The following is an 18,395-nucleotide window of genomic DNA, read 5'->3' as shown; positions in this document are numbered from 1 at the left end:
AACTGAACTTTACCATAGTCTTTCTGGGAGCATTTTGATGTCCGGGTTCAAGCCATTTGCCGACTATAGCAACCATATTCTGGTGCACGGAGAACTGCGGCGAAGCGCTTCGACGACCGCGCTTGATGTAATTGATCCCGCCACGGAACAGGTGGTTGCGAGCGTATCGGACGCGACTGATGCTGAACTCGATCAGGCGGTCGCGAGCGCGAAGCAGGCGCAATGCGCATGGCTCAAGCTTTCGGCGCTGGAACGTACCGAAGCGCTTCACAAGGTCGCGCAGGCGATTGAGGACAACCGGCCGCTGCTGGCTGAATCGATGACTCGCGAAATGGGCAAGCCGTACAAGGAAGCCTTCGACGAGGTTACATGGTCCGTATGGGCGTTCCGCTATTATGCAGAAGTGTCCCGCCATGATCATGGCCGGGTCGTCGGGCCGGTCGTGGGCGGCCATATGAACCTGGTCACCAAGCATCCGCTCGGCGTCGTCGGCATCATCATGGCGTTCAATTTCCCCTACTGCCTCTATTCCTGGGAAGCGGCGGCGGCGCTGGGCGCCGGGAACGCCGTGATCCTGAAGCCGTCCGACCACACGTCGGTCTCGTCAATTCTGTTCCTCAAGGCGATGATGCCGCACCTCCCGGCTGGCCTGATCGGTATGATCACGGGCGGCGTTCGTGTCGGCACCGCGATGGTCGCGCATAAGGATATTCATGGCATCGCCTTCACTGGCAGCGTGGGCGCGGGCCGGGCCGTTGCGAAGGGATGTGCGGAAAATTTCAAAAAGGCTCTGATCGAAACGTCGGGCAACGACCCGTTCATCGTCATGCCGTCGGCCAATCTCGACATCGCCGCGCGCGCCGCCGTCTTTGCCGCCAATCTCAATGCGGGTCAGGTCTGCACGTCGGGCGAACGCTTTTATATCCATCAGGACATCCACGATGCCTTCATCGACAAGGTGGTCGGACTGACGCGGAAGATCCGTATCGGCAACGGTCTGGACAAGGTCGATATGGGTCCGATGGTGTCGGAGCGCGAGCGGAGCCGCTACGAAGGACTGGTCTCACGCGCGATCGAGGCGGGAGCCCGAGTGGCGACCGGCGGCGCCCGCCCGTCTCACCTCAACGCTGGCTACTTCGTCGAACCCACGGTCTTGACGGACGTCCAACCGGACGCCGAAATCCTCAATGTCGAAAGCTTCGGTCCGGTGATGTCCATCTGCCGCGTCGCTGATTTCGACGAAGCCCTCACGCTCGCCAATCGGTCGGACTATGGCCTGGGATCGACGGTCTACACCACGGACCTTGGTGAAACGCACCGCGCCATCGAAGAGCTTGAAAGCGGCATGACTTGGATCAACGCGCCGCTGATGGACAATAACGCCGCGCCTTTCGGTGGCCGCAAGATCTCCGGCATGGGCAGCCAGCTAGGAGCGGAAGGCCTGGACCAGTTCCGGCACTCGAAGATGGTGATGATTGATCCGACCTGCTCGTCCCATGATTTCTGGTGGTTCCCCTATGCAGATGCGGAAGCGTTTGGCGGCGAGAAGTGAAATCCGATTTTATCTTAATTCGTTAAAGAAATTACAGAAAGGCTAGTCAATGAGCTTCGTCAAAACAGACCAGGAAGTCGCAGAAATTGAGGGTTTGCTGTCGAAGGGGCAGTTTACAACCGAATCCCTGACGATTGAGTTCAAGACCACGCAGGAATTTCTGCGCAAGGTCCTCCCGCCCTGCTTCGACCTTCCCGACGAGCCGATCGCCTACGCCAACGTTTCGCACTGGCAGTCGGCGCTTTGCGGTGAATTCGACTGCGGCATCATTTATCTGTCGTGCAAATATAAGGGTGAAGCTGGCACCACCATGCTGACCTTGTTCGTCAGTGGCGACATGCCTGTCACCATCGGACGTGAGATGTGGGGCGAAGGCAAGAAGACCGGTAATGCCCGCCTGTATGTCGATGGTCATGAAGTCTACGCTTATGCTGAACGCAACAGTGTGCGCCTGATAGAAATTCAGGCCGAACTCGGTCCTGACCTCGGCCCGGCGCAAAACAACGTCAAGGATTTCGAGCTGAAGGCGCAGCCGCACACGACCGGCAAGGGCTTCCAGAACAAGGTGGTGTTGAGCTGCCTTGATACCGCGGAGGACTTCCGTGTCACGCGGCAGGGCACGGGCACGCTCAAGCTCGCCGGCACCGCGGTCGATCCGCTCGACACCATACCAGTGGTCGAAGTGGGCGGCGTTTCCTATGGAGAAGGCGCCTCCTGCTGGACCATACCTTTCTGGGAAGAACTGGATGACGGTCATGACTATCGGCCGTATATCTACGGTCAAAAATATGACGATTTCCGGTTGTTCAACAAGGCTCGCCGCTTCACGAAGTAAGAATGAAGGCATCTTGGACTCGCGCAAAAGTGGCGGCCGGTCTTGCGCGGGCCGAGACAAAATTGGCATGGCGGGCTGCGTCTGATTTGATGCAGCCCGCTCTAGGCTCCCCGCGCTGACGGACGTCGAACGGAGTGATCAGGTGACAGAGAAAAAGCAGCCAGACTTCCGCGCATGGGTGGCTCTGGCCCTCTGCTTCGTAGCGACGGTCATTATCTTTCTTCCCTATGTGGGCTATTCGACCCAGATCGCGACAATGATGAGCGATCTTTCCATGGACTATACCATGGCCGGCGCCCTGGCATCGGGGACGGCCCTGTCGGGCGGCATCGTCGTTTATTCGGCCGGAGGGCTTTTCAACCGTTGGGGGGCCAAGAATGTCTGCGTCGCAGGACTTGTCTTGTCCGCTCTCGGGCAGTGTTTATTCTCATTCGCCTCAACCTATCAAATGATGTTTGCCGTGCGCATTCTTCAGGGTGCCGCCATTCCGCTGCTTTTTGTCGGACCTTATACCATCGCCATGCATTGGGCGGAGCATTCGAAGAGGCTTGGCGTCTTCATGGGCATCATGCTTTCCACCGATGGTATTGGCACAGTGTTTGCCGGATATGCCTATTCGCACGTCCTCGAAACCTGGGGCTGGCGCATCGGATCGCTGTGGGGAGCGGCGGCGCTTCTGATTATCGCTGGTCTGGTCTGGCTGCTTCTGCGCGAGCCGGAGTCCACCGCGCGGGCCGATCCTTCGGCGCGCGTGGACAAACCTTCTCAACTTGCTCAATATCTCTCCGTGTTGCGCCAGGCCAATGTGCGAGTGGCCGCGCTCTTTCTTACCGGAGTGTGGGGCACATATTCGATCGCTGTCTATTGGGTTCCCACGCTTCTGATCGAGGAAGGCCATTGGTCCGAAGCCGCTGCCGGGTTTGCCGGTGCGCTCTATCCGTTTGCCGGGGTCGTTTCGGCCGTGACCTTTGGCCTGCTGTCAGATCGCCTTGGGTATCGGAAACCGCTGATGCTGATTTCCGGTGTAGGGATGGTCTTCTCCTTCATGGGCGCGGCGATGGCGGTCGATCAGCATCGATATGATTTGTTGGCGATGACGCTGCCGCTGGGCGGATTGTTCGCCTATGGGGGGTTACCGCTGGCTTATTGTCTTGCGGCTGATGCCGTCGGGCTGGAAATGGCCGGAATGGCGACGGGCTGTATCATGGGCACCGGATTGATATTCGGGGGCGTTATCTACCCCCTCGTCCTGGGATATGTTCGCGATCAAACGGGTCTTTACACACTTGGCTTTGTTTCGGCCGCCGGGTCTCTTCTGATATTCAATTTTATCGCAGTTCTGTTCGGGCGCGATGTTGTTCGATCCAGTCAGGGCGCGGATCATGGTACGCCTGTCCAGTCAGCTGTGTAGCGCGGGATTCTTGACCTCCCACGAGTAAAAGGAAGGGCCTCGATGGAAATTTCAGTAGTCACCGGGGCAGGCTCAGGCATCGGCGCTGGCGTCGCCATGAAGCTCGCCGCACGCGGGAGCTTTATCGCTCTGGCCGACCGAAATGCCGATGGGGTCAGGGAGACGCTTGAGCAGATCGAACGCGCTGGCGGACAGGGCATAGCCGCGACTGTTGATGTGACTGACGAAAATCAACTTGCCGGTTTCATCCAAAGCGTCGCGAAGGATTTCGGACGGCCCTCGACTGCGGTCGCCTGTGCGGGCATCGCTGCGACGGGCACGGTTGTAGACACGTCGGCCGAGCTGTTTCGGAAGATGATCGACGTCAATCTTACAGGCGTGTTCTTCTTCGCGAAAGCAATCATCCCGTTCCTAGAGAATGGGGGTGGGACTTTCACCGCCATCGCGTCGGACGCTGGCCTGAATGGCTTCCAGGGCTATGCCGCCTATTGCGCGTCGAAGCATGCCGTCGCAGGACTTGTAAAGAGCATGGCCCTGGACCACGGCCCGAAGGGCGTTCGCTGCAACGCCATTTGCCCCGGTTATGTTGAAACGCCGATGCTCGATCAGTTGCTGGCGGAAATTGGTTGGCCGTTCGATGATGCAGAAAAGGCGGTGCCGTTGGCCCGTTTCGCGAAGGTGAATGACGTCGCCAATCTTGTCGATTTCGTATCGTCAGAACTTGGCGGATACATCAATGGGGCTCTCATCCCGATCGACGGCGGAGGCTCTGCGGGGCCTTTTGCGCCAGCGTGAACACTGGGCCGACCACCAGATATGGCCTGCTGCCGGATTGGTGGACGCCGAGATAAGGTGTTTTTACCTATCGGAGACCAGCCAATCGGCTGGGTCGACAGAGTAGTTGAGTAGCACACCGCATTTATCATCGCGCGCCCATATGATGGTTGCCAGGAGTTCGCGCCGGTCTGTGATGATCGAGACCTGCGATCCAAGCGGTGGAGCGTACTGAACCGACAGCATCGCGCCGTAGCTTGATATGTTCTTGATTGTTGCCGGCACGCCGACACCATCATGGAACAGTGTGGCGGGGATGTTCGCCTCGTGACGCAGTTCAACGCGTTCTTCGCATTGCCTCAGTGCGATCCTCATGTTTTTTCTCCGGTTTCCCCCCGGCTCAAGGCGACACTGATCGGCAAGAATGAACACGCGCTTTCCAATCATGGTAAGCGCGCACTTCGGAGCGCCCATATCACCACACAGACCGGATGATTTCAGGCGAAGAGTTGAAGTAGCGGAAAGGGCTAGCGGGCTTACGGGGGCAGGGCATGAACCTGCTTACCAGCGCTATCATAACGAGCGGTGCATTTGCTCTGGCAGTGCCGTTCGAACGAAGAAGGGGGATAGCCTTAACAGCTATCCCCCTTTCTCTTACCTCCCGTAATTCACCGACAACGTCACGCCATAGTAGCGAGGACGCGTATAGATGCTTTCCAGGAAGCCCAGGCTCGAAACATCAAGCGCGTAGGTGCGGTATTTCTCCGCCGTCACGTTCTTCGCAAACGCGGTCAGCGTGAAAGGATCGAACTTGTAGCTCAGGCTCGCATCCAGCGTCTGATACGCCTTTTCGCGTTCCACCGGGGCGCATACGACGCTGAAGCAGAAACCGCTGGTGAAGGTGCCGTCCAAGCGGGCGGTCAGGTCTCCACTGCCCACCGGCAGCGTGTAGCTGATGCTGGCATTGCCGGACAAGCGAGGCGCCTGGGGCAGGCGGCTATCGGTGGTCGTGCCGTCGGGCAGGCCGATACCCTTGACCTTGCTCTTGAGATAGGAAAGGCCGCCCGAAATGTTGAGGCCCTCGACCGGAACGGCCGTTATCTCCAGTTCGCCACCATAGACCCAGGCGTCATGGTTGCTGATCGTCTGAACGAGGTCGATCAGCGAAAAGGCCTGGTAGTTATGATAGTCATAATAGAAGGCGGAAGCGTTGATCCGCAGGCGATTGTCCAGGAATTTGGACTTTAAGCCGGTTTCATAGGACCACAGCACTTCCGGCCCATGCGGCAGGCGCGACACCACTACCGGCGCGGAAACCGGTGCCGAAAAATTCCCTGACTTCGTGCCGCGCGTAACACCTGCGAACAGCAAGATGTCATCCGTTGGCGAATAATCCAGCTGCAACTTGCCCGAATAGAGATTGTAGCGCTTGCGTGCCTCATCGGGATTGAGCGCCGGGTTGAACTCGATGATCTGATTGTCGGTCACGCCACCACTGGTCGATGTGAAGTCGAGACGGTAGTCGTCGGTCTTCTTGTCGCGGGTATAGCGCGCACCGGCCGTCAACTTCAGCTTTTCGGTCAGCGCATATGTACCTTGCGCGAATATCGACGGCGATTTGGTACGGATCGAATAGTCGGAATTGCCGGTCGAAAAATAATCTAGCCCGATCAGATTATATTCGGCATGTGACTGGTAATGCCCGTCAATGTCGATGTAGTTGACGCCCGCGACCCAACGGAGTTTTCCAGTGTCACCTTCGGCGCGTATTTCCTGCGAAAACTGGTGAAGATTGGTCCGTGGGGCGAATACACAGCCGTTGAGTGGCGTGCCGTCGCAATCCTCCTGATAGAATTTTCGCATCCGCTGATAATCGGTGATCGAGATAATCGTCACGTCTCCAACGGACCAGTCGATCCGGCCGGTATAGGCCTGGATCGTTCGGCTAAAGACGGACGGGATATTGTTGTTGTTTTCATACAGGCCGTAGTTTGCCGGCTTCACATAGCCGTTCGGATCGACGCCGGGGCCGGTGCCCCAGAAATCATCGGTAGGCGACTGTGTCACGCCGCGGCCATGATCGGCGGGGACGGCGGGCGTGTAGGTGTAGGTGCCGCCCGCGATTGAATTGTCATCGCGCGATCGCATGGCGCGCAGCAGTATTTTCAGGCTGGGCGTGGGTTTCCAGAGAAGCTGGACACGGCCCGCAAACTGATCGGTTTCGCCGCTGTCGCCGATCGCCGGATTGTTGCTTTTGACGAAGCCATCCCTCTGCACTCGCGCAATGGCGAAACGGGCCGCAAGCGTGTCCGAAACAGCGCCGCCAGCGCCTATCTCCGTCGCGTAGCCGCCGTCGCTGAACCATGTGGCCGAAGCATCGAGGGAAAAATCGTTGGTGGGCTTGCGCGAGATATACTGGATGGCGCCACCGGTTGCGTTGCGGCCGAAAAGCGTCCCTTGAGGGCCGCGCAGGACTTCTACGCGTTCAATATCGAACAGGGGGAAGCCCGCTGTCGCCATGGAACTTAGATAGGAGTCGTCCTGATATACTGCGACAGGTGGTTCCAGCTGATCGGAATAGTCGTTCTGCGATACGCCACGAAGATTATAGACGGTCGTGGAAGGACTATAGGCATTATATTTGAGAGCGGGAACAAGCTTGACGATGTCCGTGCTGTCCACGATCGCCCTGGCTTGCAGATCCGATCCCGACAATGCGGTGACCGACACCGGCACCTTTTGAAGATTTTCCTCGCGACGCTGCGCGGTGACTACGATTTCCTGGATGCCCTGAGCGGGAGCAGGTGCTGCCCCCGGTTCTTCGGTTTGCTGTGCCAGCGCCACGGCTGGGAAGGCCATTACCATGGCAAGCGCTCCCAGACTGGAGCTGCCATGCCTGCACAATCGGTTTTTCAACTTTGACATACCCTTCGCTCCCTTTGTTGATCGAGCAGATATCAACAAGCGCAGGTTCGACTCCTGCATCTCTTATTGTGAACGTATGTTCGTATCTAAAACCCAATCTGTCAATATGCGATGTTACCGCATTGGATTCTGTGCGAACGAGGCGTATATTAGGCAAATCCGCAGTGATCTCTGGGCCAAATCCACCGATTGACAATTCGCCTCGAATCCGATTAGCATGAATGCATATTCGTATTAACTCGCGAATTTCAGGTTGCCGCTCCATGGAGTGGAGCTTGTATCGGAACTGGGTAGGGGATCGTTTGGTGAGGATGCGCAGAAGCTTTGATGCCGCAGCCGCGCGCAGGCCGAGGTTTCTGGCGAACCCCCGAGAATTGGGATTGATCGACGCGAGCGAAGCGTCTCGGAATTTCATCAAGGCAGACGGCCTACGGCGTTGTTCGGGATGGCCCGGCAAGATCGCCTGTAACTGACTCGAGAGGACTGGAGCGATGTCATTGGATTTCTTTCCCACGATCGCAAACCGCGAATGGCGTGAAGGCAAGGTGGAAGCGGTTATCGAGCCTGCGACCGGGGATCAGATCGCCGAAATGGTCGATGTCGGCGAAGCTGGGGTGGAGGCGGCTGTAGGCGCGGCCAAGGATGCGCGCCGATCATGGGCGGCCACCACGCCGAAGGATCGCGCCGCGATGCTGTTGCGCCTGGCCGACGCGCTCGAAGCGAATGCTGATCAGTTTGCGGAACTGGAAGCGCGCGACGTGGGCAAGCCTTTGGCCGACGCGCGGGCGGAAATGTTCTCCGCAGCCGATAAGTATCGGTTCTTCGCGGGTGCGGGCAGGGCGCTGACCGCGCCTGTATGCGATGAATATAAGCCGGGCATCACCAGCCTGGTGCGGCGCGAACCGCTGGGCATCGTTGCCGCGATCGCGCCCTGGAATTATCCCATGGGGCTGACGAGTTGGAAGATTGGCCCGGCACTGATGGCGGGCAATACCGTGGTTCTCAAGCCGACGAACGAAACGCCGCTGACATCCCTTCTGCTCGGCCGCATCGCTGCGGAGATATTCCCCGCTGGCGTCCTGAATGTCGTGACGGGCGGTGGCGACAGTGTCGGCAAGGCGCTGGTGCGGCATCCCGACGTTGCCATGGTTTCGCTGACCGGCGGCACTAGCACCGGCAAGACCATCATGCGCGACGCCGCCGACATGGTGAAGAAGGTCCACCTGGAACTGGGCGGCAAGGCGCCCGTGCTCCTGTTCGACGATGCCGATCTCGACAAGTTCGTGGCGACGATGCGCGGCGCTGCGTTTCGCAACTCCGGTCAGGACTGTACGGCGGCAACCCGCGTCTATGTGTCTAAGGCGCTGTTCGGCGAAGTGACCGAACGGCTCGTGCAGATGGCGGAAGGATTGACCGTCGGCAACGGCTTCCTCGACCCGGCGGTCCAGATGGGGCCGGTGGTGTCCCAGCGCCATCGCGACAGCATTGCGCGGCAGGTGGAAAGGGCGGTGGGCGAGGGCGCCCGGATTGTCACCGGCGGCGAGGGCAGCGGCGCCTTCTACACGCCCACGATCGTCACAGGGGCGGACCAGCGTTCGGCCATCGTGCAGGAAGAGCTGTTCGGCCCCGTACTGGTCGTCAGCACCTTCGATGACGAAGATGACGCGATCGCAAAGGCCAATGACGTTGCCTACGGCCTGGCGGCGTCGATCTGGACGCGGGACATCAACCGTGCCGTCAAATGCGCCGCGTTGATCGAAGCCGGGACGGTCTGGATCAACGATCATGGCCCGACTGCGGCGGAAATGCCCTTCGGCGGTTTCAAGCTGTCGGGCATCGGCCGCGACATGTCGATCCATGCGATCGAGGAGCATACGGCGCTCAAGCATGTCGCCATCAGCCATGGATATCAGCTGTGACGGTCGCGTCTGGCATGAAGCTTGGCTTCGCGCCGGGAATTGGTCCGGCGCTGCAGGAGCAGGTGACCGGCATCCTGTCCCAGTGGACGCTGCCGGATCTTGCCGACGACTATCAGGTCAGCGCGATGAGCGGGGGTGGCAGTAACGTCAATCTGAAGCTGGAAGGATCACGCCACGCGCTCGCACTGCGCGTCTGCGCTCCCGAACCGGAGCGTTGGGGCGTTGACCGCGCTGCATCCATCCAGGCGCAAAGCGATGCGGCGCGAGCGGACCTCGCGCCCAATATCCTGGCCTCGACATTGCCGGAGGGGCATTTCCTGTGCCCGTTTCTGGACGGCGGCGTGATGACGCCAACGCGCATGCGGGAAGAGGGGCTGCTGGGCGACGTCGTGGAAACGCTGCGCAGCCTCCATGCGCAGCCGACCTCCGGCCGCGCCTTTTCGCCCTTCGAGGATGCGGCGCATTTCGTGAAACTGGGCGATGCGGAAGGTGCGGTACGACCCGCCGAGTTTCCGGAAATGTATGATCGTGTCAGGCAGATCGCGCAGCTTTTCGCCGCTATCGATGCCCCGCGGGCATTCTGTCACAGCGATCTCGTGCCGCAGAATTTCATCGTCGGCGACCGGCTGCGCCTTATCGACTGGGATTATGCCGGGATGGGCTGGGTCGCATTCGAAATGGCGAGCTTCGCCTGTCAGGCCACCCTTACGGACGAAGAGACGGAAATATTTCTGCGCCTGTATGATCCCCAGCTCGATGATAGTCAGCGCGCCCGTGTTGGGCTGATGCGCGCGGTCGCGGGGGTCCGGGAGGCGGCCTGGGCGGCCATGGCCGAACCGATCCTGTCTGCCCATACGACGCCGCTCGATGGCTGGACCTATCAGGGCTATGCAAGTTCCAACCTGACCGAAGCGCGCAAGGCTTGGGAGAAGGGGAGTTTTGCCGAGATGCTGAAAGCTGCGGCCCATGTGCGGGAAGGGGCGCGTTTCTGATGCCGCCTTTCGAAACACTTTGGCATGCGCTTCGCCACTGGGCGGATGAAACGCCGGAACGTATCGCCCTGCGTCAGGGTGAAAGATCGGTCGAATATCATGATCTCGCCGACAAGGCGGAAGATTATGCGCGCTTCCTTCGCTCAACCGGCGTGCAGAGCGGGGACCGGGTGATCATCGTCGGCCTCAACATCATCGAATGGGTCGTCGCCTATCTCGCCGTCATGCGTCTCGGCGCCATCGCCGTGCCCGCCAACAATCGCATCAGTGCGTTGCAGATGGCTGGCCTGGTCAACTTGCTTGAGGCGCGCGTAGCGATTGCGGACAAGCGCCACGCATCGCTTCTTGCCCAAGCGTCGATCTTGGTGCTCCCGCTGGAAATGGCCACGGCCATGACGGCGCAGGGGGATCTGCCCGATTTCGTGACGGGAGAAGCGCCCGCCCTGATCAGCTTCAGTTCCGGAACGACTGGCGAACCAAAGGGCGCGCTGCTCAGCACCGCAGCCTTGTGCATGGCGTCGGAAGTCTTTCGCCAATTCTTCCGCGCGACGAGCGCCGACAGCACTGTCGTGATCGCCCCCATGTTCCACAATACAGGCTTCATCGACCAGTTCGGCCAGATGCTGCTGGCGGGCGGGGAGACGATGCTGGTGGAGGAATTTCACCGCAAGGAAGCGATCGCCGCCTTCAAGGCCGCGCCCGCGACTTTTGTCACCGCCGTGCCCAGTGTGCTGCGCATGCTGATGATATTGGACGATGCGGACGCGGTGTTCGGATCGGCCCGAACCGTCTTGTTCGGCGGATCGCCGATGCCCGCCGCCTGGTCGCGGGAGATGCTGGAACGCTGGCCCCATCTTGAGCTTGTCCATGGCTATGGGCTGACGGAATTTGGCTGCGCGTGCAGCTTCCTGCCGCCCGCGATGATCACCGACTTTGGCGAATCCGTCGGCTATGCCGCCCCCTTCGCAGAATTGCGGGTGGTAGGCGAAGACGGGCGGGATGTCGCGCAAGGGGAGTCTGGCGAAGTCTGGGTCGCGGGGCCCACTCGCATGACGGAATATTGGCGGCGGCCCGAGGCTAATGCTGAAAAATTGTCGGGCAAATGGTTGCGGACAGGCGACCTTGGCCGGTTCGATGATGCTGGCCGCCTATTTCTGGACGGGCGGCGGGACGACGTCATCAACCGTGGCGGCGAGAAGATATTGCCGTCCCATCTGGAGTGCCTGCTCGCGGAATTGCCGGAGATTGGCTATTGCGTGGTGATCGGCATCCCCGATCCGGTGTTGCAGGAAGTACCCGTCGCGGCGCTTGAAATCCGGCCGGGCCGGACGTTCGACGAAAATAGCGCGCGTACGTTCCTAGCCGCGCGGCTGCCCGCCTATGCGATGCCGGTCCACTTCATGGTTTTTGATCCCTTCCCGCGCATTGCGTCCGGGAAAGTGGACCGCCGGAATGTGCGCGATGCCGCCATCGCGATGCTGAAAGATCAAGGCCCAAATTCGGGAGAGACTGATGAAACGTGAATTCGATGTCGTGGTGATCGGGGCTGGAGGACGCCAGGCGCAAGCCATGCTTGCGGCGGCCGCGCGGGGCACCGACGTCACGCGCTGGCTCGCGCTCGATCGCGCTTGGCGTCCCGAAACGCTGGCTGCAACGCAGGCGCTCGGCATGCAGACGAGAGAACAGGATCCGCTGGCCGATGCTGGCACGCTGGACGCTCTGATGCGTTCCACGGCGATCGTCGCGAACCTGGCAGGCCCCTATTACCGCACGGGCTTTACCGTACTGGACGCAGCGATCGCGGCCGGGACCGACTATCTCGATATCTGCGATGATGCCGACATCACGGTTCCCATTCTGTCGCGCGATGAAGCCGCCAGGGCAGCAGGCGTTACGGCGATCATCGGGCTGGGTTCGACGCCCGGCGTGTCGAACATCCTCATCCGTTTGGCGGTCGATCATCTGAATGGCGCGGACGATGTCGAGATTGCCTGGGTGGTCGATGCCAAGGACATGACCGAGGCGGCGACCAAGCATTTCTGGCATTGCTTCAACCTTGTCGATTTCGACGGGACGGTTCATCCCGTTCCGCTTCCCGGCGACATGCATTCGCGCGTCGTCGATTTCCCCGGGACGGTCGGCCGACAGACAGTGGTAAAGCTGGCCCATCCCGAACCGCTTACCGTCCCCCGCTTCCTGCCCGTCAAACGGGCGGTCAACTATGGAGCGATCGCCCCGATCGACGCGCATGCGGTGGCAGCGGCCCTTGCCGCCGTCGCGGATGAGCAGCAGCCCGGCAGCTCGGGTGAACGCACCGACATGCTGGTCAAGGCGTTCCAGCAATTCCTCGCCCGCTTCGAAGGTGGGGAACGGATCGGAAGCGGGTTGCAGATCGACGTCCATACCAACGGCAACGGGCTTCGCTACGCTTCGGGCGCGGACACCAGCATGGAAGAAGCCACTGGCGTTCCAGCCGCCGCAGGGGTGCTGATGCTGGCGGAAGGTGATACGCCGCGCGGCGGCGTGTTCGCGCCCGAAGCACTGTCGCCCGAGAAATTTTTCGCGGCTCTTCGGCGCGTCAGTCTCGGCGGCGGCGGGCTTGGGGTCTATCGTCTTCAGAATGGCCGCCAGGGTGAAAGGCTGCGTATTCGCGACCTGATGGCTGGAACATCGGAGGCTGCATGAGCGAGGATCTGGCAGGCAGGGTCGCGCTGGTCACGGGCGGAGGCCGGGGACTGGGCGAAGGTATCGCCCTCACCTTGGCAAAACGTGGAGCGGCGGTCGTCTTGAGCGGGCGCAACCCCGTTGATCTTCAGGCTACGGCTAGGACGATCGAGAGCATGGGCGGCAGCGCCAGCGTGCAACCGGGCGATGTCTCGTTGACCAGCGACGTCGAAAATGTCGTTTCCGGCGCGTTGGAAACCCATGGGCGACTGGACATCCTGGTCAATAATGCGGGAATTGCCGACGAAGCGGCGTTCCTCGACATAGAAGAGGCGGCATGGCGGCGGGTGATCGACGTCAACCTGAACGGCGTCTTCTTCATGACCCAAAGAGTAGCGCGGCAGATGCGCGGCCAGGGTAACGGCGGCGCCATCATCAACATTGGGTCGATCGAAGCGCATGCGGCGGATGGGCCCTTCGCCAGCTATGTTGCCGCGAAGTTTGGCCTTCGCGGCATGACCATGAGCGCGGCGATCGAGCTGGCCGAATATGGCATTCGCGTCAATTCCGTCAGTCCCGGCTGGGTGCACACCAAGATGGTGGAAGAAGCGCTTCGGCCCGCGATGCTGCAACACATGCTGCATGATTTCAGACGCGTACCCATGAAGCGCATGGTCACCGTCGATGAGGTTGCAGGCGCGGTCGCCTTCCTCGCCAGCGATGCCGCATCGGGCATAACCGGCACCGACCTGGTGGTCGATGGCGGCACCCTCGCCGACATCCATGTCCATCGTTCGCTTCCCACTGATGAGGATAAGCAGTGACCCGTCCCCGAATCGCCATCATCGGCGCTGGCACCGCCGGTTGCGGCGCCGCCCTTCGTGCCGCGGAACTTGGCGCGGACGTCATCGTCCTGGAGCGGGAGGCGCCCGCCAGCGGGTCGTCCGGTCGTTCCGCTGGCGTCTATAATTATCAAACGCTCAACCCGCTCGACATCGAGATTCGCATCCGCGCGAAGGAACTGTTCCTGCGGCTGGAGCGAGAGCGCGGGCTGCAGCTTGCCAAGATCGGCAATGTCCGCGTCGCCTATACGGACGAGCAGATGGATCGACTGGCCGCTGCGGTGAAGGTGCAGCGCGAACTGGGCGGCATGGATTCCAGGCTGATCGATCGGGAGGGCCTTAGGCAATTGGTGCCCGACATGCGGGTGGATGATCTGGCGGGCGGTCTGCTTGGGCCTACCGACGGGCATCTCGATGGCTATCTTCTGTGCACGACACTGCTTGAAGAGGCCAAGGAGAAGGGCGCGCGTGTCAGTGTTCAGACCGATGTGCTTTCTCATTCCAAGGCGGGCGGGGTGCATCGGTTGGAAACCAGCAAGGGCGTGGTCGAAGCCGATATCGTTATAAATGCGGCTGGCGCATGGGCGGGGAATGTCGGCAAGCTGCTGGGTCATGCGGTGCCGATCAAGCCGCAAGTACATGAAGTCTTTCTGGTCCGATTGCCACGGGACCTTGGCTATACCGTTCCGATGGTCAATCTCTATATGCCGGGGCAGGAGGGCGAGGGTCTTTATTTCAGGCAGGATGGTCCCGACAGCCTGATCGCCGGGCTTCACACCTATGAAGCTATCGACGGACTCGATGTCGACCCCGACAGCTTCAGCCCGCCGTCTGGCGACGATCATCTGATCACTGTCGCAACTCTTCTGACAGAGCGGATGGGTATGGACGATTTCGGCTTTTCCAACGGCTGGTTCGGCCTTTATCCCATCAGCATGGACGATCGTTTCCAGGTCGGTCCGTTCGAAGCCGATCCGTCCGTCCTGGTGGTCGGCGGGCTGGGCGGTGTCGGCGTCACGTCCGGATCTATCCTCGGCATGTGCGCGGCGGAATGGGCGTTGTCCGGCAAGCCTTCGACCGTGCCGGGCGTAGAGGCGCTTCGGCCCGACCGCCCCAGTTTGAGCAGATTTCGATGAGCGAGGTTATCATGGACGTTCTGTTGACGAACGATGACGGGTATCAGGCGGGCGGCATGGCTGCCATCCGGGACGCGATGATCAATGCGGGACTCAACGTGCTGTCTGTGGCGCCGGACGGGCCACGCAGCGGCACGTCCCGTTCGGCATCCTTCCGCAGGCCGGTGGTGATGACCCGCGATGGGGGTGACGATCGCAACCCGATCTATCGCGCCGACGGGACGCCCGTCGATTGCGTGCGCGCCGCGATCTTGTCCGGCTTGGCAAAGGATGTCCGCCTTGTCGTGTCCGGCATCAATGAAGGCGCTAATCTCGGCGACGACGCCACCTATTCATCCACCTTTGGCTCTGCGGCGGAAGGCGCGTTGCTCGGCCTGCCTGCGCTGTCGATTTCGCAGCAGGCGCGTGACGGGCGCTTCCGCTTGGTCGATCTCACCGATTATGATTATGGCTGGTGCAGCGAGGTCGGCGCTGAACTGGCGGCGTGGATGATCGCCAGCCCGCCGCCACCGCGAAGCATCCTCAATGTCAATGCGCCCGGCATGTTGAAGGACCGCCGCCTCAAGATCACCGCGCTCGACCATCGCGTCTGGGACCCCGGCCATTATGAGGCGGTGGAAACGGACACCGGCCACGGCTGGTACACCTTCCTCACCAATGTCGATCGCGATCCCGTGTTCACGATGCGGCCCGGGTCCGACGCCAGCGCCGTCGCGGCAGGCCATGTTTCGGTCACGCCGGTCAGCTTCGATTTCGGCGATGTGCGTGCGGCCGGTCGCCTGCGCCGCTGGCTCAGGCAGTCGGTGGAGATTATCGATCCGCGCCTGGGCGCCAGCGACGGCGAGTGCGGGAGCGGCTGCTGTGGATGAACGGCCGGTCGCCCTGGTGACGGGGGCAGGGGGCGAACTGGGTCGGGCCATCAGCCAGCGGCTGGCGGATGCTGGCCATGCCCTCGCCCTGTTCGAACGTGACGAAGCCACGGCTGCGGCCCTGCGGCAAGACATGCCGGGCGATTGCCTCGTCCTGGCGGCGGATCAGACCGACCGAGGTGAGATTGATCAGGCGATGGACAAGGTGCGTGCCCATTTCGGCCGCCTTGACGTGGCGGTCGCCAATGCCGGATACGCCAAGTTCACCGGCTTTCTGGAGATGGAGCCGACCGTCTGGGACCGGCATGTTGCGATCAACCTGAGCGGCACTTTTCACATCTGCCAGGCAGCCGCGCGGCTGATCGCGGAGGGCCGCAGGGGCGGGTCGATCGCGGTCATCTCATCCTCGCTGGGGCTTCGGCATGCCGATCAGATCGGCGCTTATTGCGCGACCAAGTCTGCCCTGTTGATGCTGGTCCAGACAATGGCGGCCGAACTGGGTATCCACCGCATCCGGGCGAATGCCATCCTGCCGGGCGTTATTGAAACGGCCATGACCAAATGGATGGTCGACAAGCCGGGGGTGCGCCGCGACCTGTTGCAGAAAACGCCGATCGGCCGCCTGGGCCTGACCGACGACATTGCAGAGGCTGTCGCATTTCTGTGTTCCGATAAGGCGGGCTTCATCACCGGCGCCAACCTGTCGGTCGATGGCGGGCAGTCCATCTATGGCCAACCGGCATGGACGCGTCAGGATCGCTCGACACCCTTTGAGCCGGAATGGATAGCTGGCCTCGGCGACGACGCGTGAACGGAAGAATGTGACGAACATCCCGGCATATTGATCGCCGGGATGGTGTCAGGCGTGCGGCTGACGGTCGCGCCAATCGACGGGGGCGATCGCGATAAAGACGGTCGCCTGCTCCCCTTCATAGCGCAATTCAGTGCCGTTCCCGATCCACAGCATGTCCCCCGGTCCAAGTTCGTGGACCTCTTCCCCCGTGCGCAGGCGGAACTTGCCCGACAGGCAAAGGATCATTTCGTCGTATCGCACGGTCCATGGCACCGATCGGCCATCGAACGTCGCGAAATAAGCGCCCATCGTCTGGCTGCTATCAGGCCCGATCAATCGAGCGATGCTGGCCGAACCCTGACCATCACCATAATCCGACATGGGTGTATCCTGCAGGCGGAACAGGCGGATGTCGGCGGTCACAGCATGGCTCCTTCAAGCGCATGCAGCTTCGTGTTGGACGGTGCCGCAGCCGCCTCGGCCGCTGCCTTGTCCTCTTCCTCGAAGCGCAAGGCGCGTGGCACCGACAGCCAGCGCGCGACCAGAATGCCGCAGATAGCCCCCACCAACTTGCCGAACATCAAAGGGACGATCAGCGAAGGCTGGAAATTCGCGATAAAGGCCAGGGAGTCACCCAATATCCAGGAACCGCACACCGCATAGGCGATCGTCATCACCTTATTGCGCGCATCCATTTCCGGGATCAGTCTGAATAGCGTCAACGGGTTGGCGGTGGTCGCTATCAGCCCGCCGCTTCCGACCGCGCTGAAGCCGGTCAGCTTGCCGAGCTTCTCGATGGCTTTGCCGCAATAACGGCGCAGCGCGTAGACCATCGGAAAGGCGCCAGCCAGCATGATGCCGATATATCCGGCGATCTCCAGCCCCCTTATGGAGTTGGCCGGGTCGGCCAGCAGCGGGTCGAACGGCCATGCGCCGAACAGATGGCCGAAAATACCTGTGAAATACTGGACGATACAAGCGCCGAAGATGAGCTTTATTGCGGCATCGGCAAGGCGACCGAAGCCCATGAACCCACGGACCATGAGGTCCGGGATGAACCGCAGGCCCGCCACGATAGCGCCCACGATGATGGTCAGTGGGAAAAGATCGTGCAGTATCTGGCCAAATGTCATGGCGAGGCGGAATGTCGCCGGGCCGCCGGTCGCGACCGTGGGCCGGATGAGCGGGTGGGTCATTGCGACGACGCTTAATCCCACGAACAGCGCGATCGGTATGGTGATAAGGCCGGCCATCATGCCCAGTGCCAGATATCGATGATCCTTCTTGGGCAGCATCGCCAGCGCGACAGGGATGGTGAAAACGACATGCGGCCCCAACAGAAATCCGTTGAACGATGCAATAATCCAGTTCTCGCGGCTGGCAGCAAGGGCGTCGGCCATCTGATAACCGCCCATATCGACGGAAATCAGGGTCGTTGCCGCCATCGCCCTGTCTGCCCCAACAAAGGAAAAGAGGGGGGCAATCGCATGGTTGATGGCCGCTGATAGGACGGGGGCGGCTGCGAGAACGGCACCAACTGGAAGGAAGAGGACTCCAGTCGTGCGGATCCCCTCCATGAATTCCCAGCCCATGCCTGTGCTATCGTCCCGAACGGCGGCGATCGCGCCCCACATCGCGAACAGCATCACGACGCCGATCACATATTGACCCAACCCGCTCATT

The 18,395-nt window shown here is 60.9% G+C and carries 16 protein-coding genes; 12 read left to right on the top strand and 4 right to left on the bottom strand.

What is annotated here, in order from left to right; all coding sequences use genetic code 11:
• The first annotated feature begins 37 nt into the window (after nt 1-37).
• The 4 genes from ACZ51H_RS13720 to ACZ51H_RS13705 all read left to right on the top strand — a co-directional run bounded on the left by ACZ51H_RS13720 (nt 38) and on the right by ACZ51H_RS13705 (nt 4,593).
• A complete protein-coding gene (locus tag ACZ51H_RS13720) occupies nt 38-1,552 on the top strand; it encodes an aldehyde dehydrogenase family protein (RefSeq protein WP_464803315.1) in 1,515 nt (504 codons plus the stop codon).
• A 49-nt stretch (nt 1,553-1,601) separates the two neighbouring features.
• Entirely contained in the window at nt 1,602-2,387 is a 786-nt protein-coding gene (locus ACZ51H_RS13715; protein WP_464772916.1) for an acetoacetate decarboxylase family protein, read from the top strand.
• Between the two features lie 142 nt (nt 2,388-2,529).
• Nucleotides 2,530-3,798, top strand: a complete 1,269-nt coding sequence (locus tag ACZ51H_RS13710) for an MFS transporter (RefSeq protein WP_464803314.1) — start codon at nt 2,530-2,532, stop codon at nt 3,796-3,798.
• A gap of 42 nt (nt 3,799-3,840) precedes the next feature.
• Nucleotides 3,841-4,593 carry an SDR family NAD(P)-dependent oxidoreductase gene (locus ACZ51H_RS13705; RefSeq protein ID WP_464803313.1) on the top strand — a complete coding sequence of 251 codons (753 nt, stop codon included), beginning with the start codon at nt 3,841-3,843 and terminating at the stop codon, nt 4,591-4,593.
• 63 nt (nt 4,594-4,656) lie between these two features.
• Here ACZ51H_RS13705 and ACZ51H_RS13700 read toward each other — a convergent pair whose 3' ends face one another.
• Nucleotides 4,657-4,947, bottom strand: coding sequence for a PilZ domain-containing protein (locus tag ACZ51H_RS13700; RefSeq protein WP_460988339.1), 291 nt, complete (start codon nt 4,945-4,947; stop codon nt 4,657-4,659).
• A gap of 279 nt (nt 4,948-5,226) precedes the next feature.
• On the bottom strand, nt 5,227-7,437 hold the full coding sequence (locus ACZ51H_RS13695) for a TonB-dependent receptor (RefSeq protein ID WP_464803312.1): 2,211 nt from the start codon (nt 7,435-7,437) through the stop codon (nt 5,227-5,229).
• 551 nt (nt 7,438-7,988) lie between these two features.
• Between ACZ51H_RS13695 and ACZ51H_RS13690 the strand changes: the two genes are divergently transcribed.
• From ACZ51H_RS13690 to ACZ51H_RS13655, 8 genes are read left to right on the top strand one after another with little or no spacing between them, the layout of a single operon-like run.
• Entirely contained in the window at nt 7,989-9,416 is a 1,428-nt protein-coding gene (locus ACZ51H_RS13690; protein ID WP_464803311.1) for an aldehyde dehydrogenase family protein, read from the top strand.
• Nucleotides 9,413-10,408 carry a phosphotransferase gene (locus ACZ51H_RS13685; protein WP_464803310.1) on the top strand — a complete coding sequence of 332 codons (996 nt, stop codon included), beginning with the start codon at nt 9,413-9,415 and terminating at the stop codon, nt 10,406-10,408. The genes ACZ51H_RS13690 and ACZ51H_RS13685 overlap by 4 nt, the downstream gene beginning before the upstream one ends.
• Complete coding sequence (locus ACZ51H_RS13680) at nt 10,408-11,931, top strand: class I adenylate-forming enzyme family protein (RefSeq protein ID WP_464803309.1); 1,524 nt, start codon at nt 10,408-10,410, stop codon at nt 11,929-11,931. Before ACZ51H_RS13685 ends, ACZ51H_RS13680 begins: the two co-directional genes overlap by 1 nt.
• Nucleotides 11,921-13,093 (top strand): saccharopine dehydrogenase family protein, encoded by a 1,173-nt coding sequence (locus ACZ51H_RS13675; RefSeq protein ID WP_464803308.1) that lies wholly within the window; start codon nt 11,921-11,923, stop codon nt 13,091-13,093. Before ACZ51H_RS13680 ends, ACZ51H_RS13675 begins: the two co-directional genes overlap by 11 nt.
• Nucleotides 13,090-13,896 (top strand): SDR family NAD(P)-dependent oxidoreductase, encoded by an 807-nt coding sequence (locus ACZ51H_RS13670; protein WP_464803307.1) that lies wholly within the window; start codon nt 13,090-13,092, stop codon nt 13,894-13,896. Before ACZ51H_RS13675 ends, ACZ51H_RS13670 begins: the two co-directional genes overlap by 4 nt.
• Complete coding sequence (locus ACZ51H_RS13665) at nt 13,893-15,050, top strand: NAD(P)/FAD-dependent oxidoreductase (RefSeq protein ID WP_464803306.1); 1,158 nt, start codon at nt 13,893-13,895, stop codon at nt 15,048-15,050. The genes ACZ51H_RS13670 and ACZ51H_RS13665 overlap by 4 nt, the downstream gene beginning before the upstream one ends.
• Nucleotides 15,047-15,919, top strand: coding sequence for a 5'/3'-nucleotidase SurE (gene surE, locus ACZ51H_RS13660; protein WP_464803305.1), 873 nt, complete (start codon nt 15,047-15,049; stop codon nt 15,917-15,919). Before ACZ51H_RS13665 ends, surE begins: the two co-directional genes overlap by 4 nt.
• A complete protein-coding gene (locus ACZ51H_RS13655; protein WP_464803304.1) occupies nt 15,912-16,730 on the top strand; it encodes an SDR family NAD(P)-dependent oxidoreductase in 819 nt (272 codons plus the stop codon). Before surE ends, ACZ51H_RS13655 begins: the two co-directional genes overlap by 8 nt.
• A 48-nt stretch (nt 16,731-16,778) precedes the next feature.
• Here the strand turns inward: ACZ51H_RS13655 and ACZ51H_RS13650 are convergent, their stop codons facing one another.
• Nucleotides 16,779-17,135 carry a hypothetical protein gene (locus ACZ51H_RS13650; RefSeq protein ID WP_464803303.1) on the bottom strand — a complete coding sequence of 119 codons (357 nt, stop codon included), beginning with the start codon at nt 17,133-17,135 and terminating at the stop codon, nt 16,779-16,781.
• Nucleotides 17,132-18,394, bottom strand: a complete 1,263-nt coding sequence (locus tag ACZ51H_RS13645) for an ethanolamine utilization protein EutH (protein ID WP_464803302.1) — start codon at nt 18,392-18,394, stop codon at nt 17,132-17,134. Before ACZ51H_RS13645 ends, ACZ51H_RS13650 begins: the two co-directional genes overlap by 4 nt.
• Between the last annotated feature and the right edge of the window lies 1 nt (nt 18,395).

Source organism: Sphingobium sp. TomMM15 (genome assembly GCF_055397045.1).
This window is presented reverse-complemented; position numbering and strand designations above follow the sequence as displayed.

Bases quoted from the DNA above. Each gene is read 5' to 3' on its own strand.
- ACZ51H_RS13720 (WP_464803315.1), top strand. From the start codon at position 38: ATGTCCGGGTTCAAGCCATTTGCCGACTATAGCAACCATATTCTGGTG.
- ACZ51H_RS13715 (WP_464772916.1), top strand. From the start codon at position 1,602: ATGAGCTTCGTCAAAACAGACCAGGAAGTCGCAGAAATTGAGGGTTTG.
- ACZ51H_RS13705 (WP_464803313.1), top strand. From the start codon at position 3,841: ATGGAAATTTCAGTAGTCACCGGGGCAGGCTCAGGCATCGGCGCTGGC.
- ACZ51H_RS13700 (WP_460988339.1), bottom strand. From the start codon at position 4,947: ATGAGGATCGCACTGAGGCAATGCGAAGAACGCGTTGAACTGCGTCAC.
- ACZ51H_RS13695 (WP_464803312.1), bottom strand. From the start codon at position 7,437: ATGGTAATGGCCTTCCCAGCCGTGGCGCTGGCACAGCAAACCGAAGAA.
- ACZ51H_RS13690 (WP_464803311.1), top strand. From the start codon at position 7,989: ATGTCATTGGATTTCTTTCCCACGATCGCAAACCGCGAATGGCGTGAA.
- ACZ51H_RS13680 (WP_464803309.1), top strand. From the start codon at position 10,408: ATGCCGCCTTTCGAAACACTTTGGCATGCGCTTCGCCACTGGGCGGAT.
- ACZ51H_RS13675 (WP_464803308.1), top strand. From the start codon at position 11,921: ATGAAACGTGAATTCGATGTCGTGGTGATCGGGGCTGGAGGACGCCAG.
- ACZ51H_RS13670 (WP_464803307.1), top strand. From the start codon at position 13,090: ATGAGCGAGGATCTGGCAGGCAGGGTCGCGCTGGTCACGGGCGGAGGC.
- surE (WP_464803305.1), top strand. From the start codon at position 15,047: ATGAGCGAGGTTATCATGGACGTTCTGTTGACGAACGATGACGGGTAT.
- ACZ51H_RS13645 (WP_464803302.1), bottom strand. From the start codon at position 18,394: ATGAGCGGGTTGGGTCAATATGTGATCGGCGTCGTGATGCTGTTCGCG.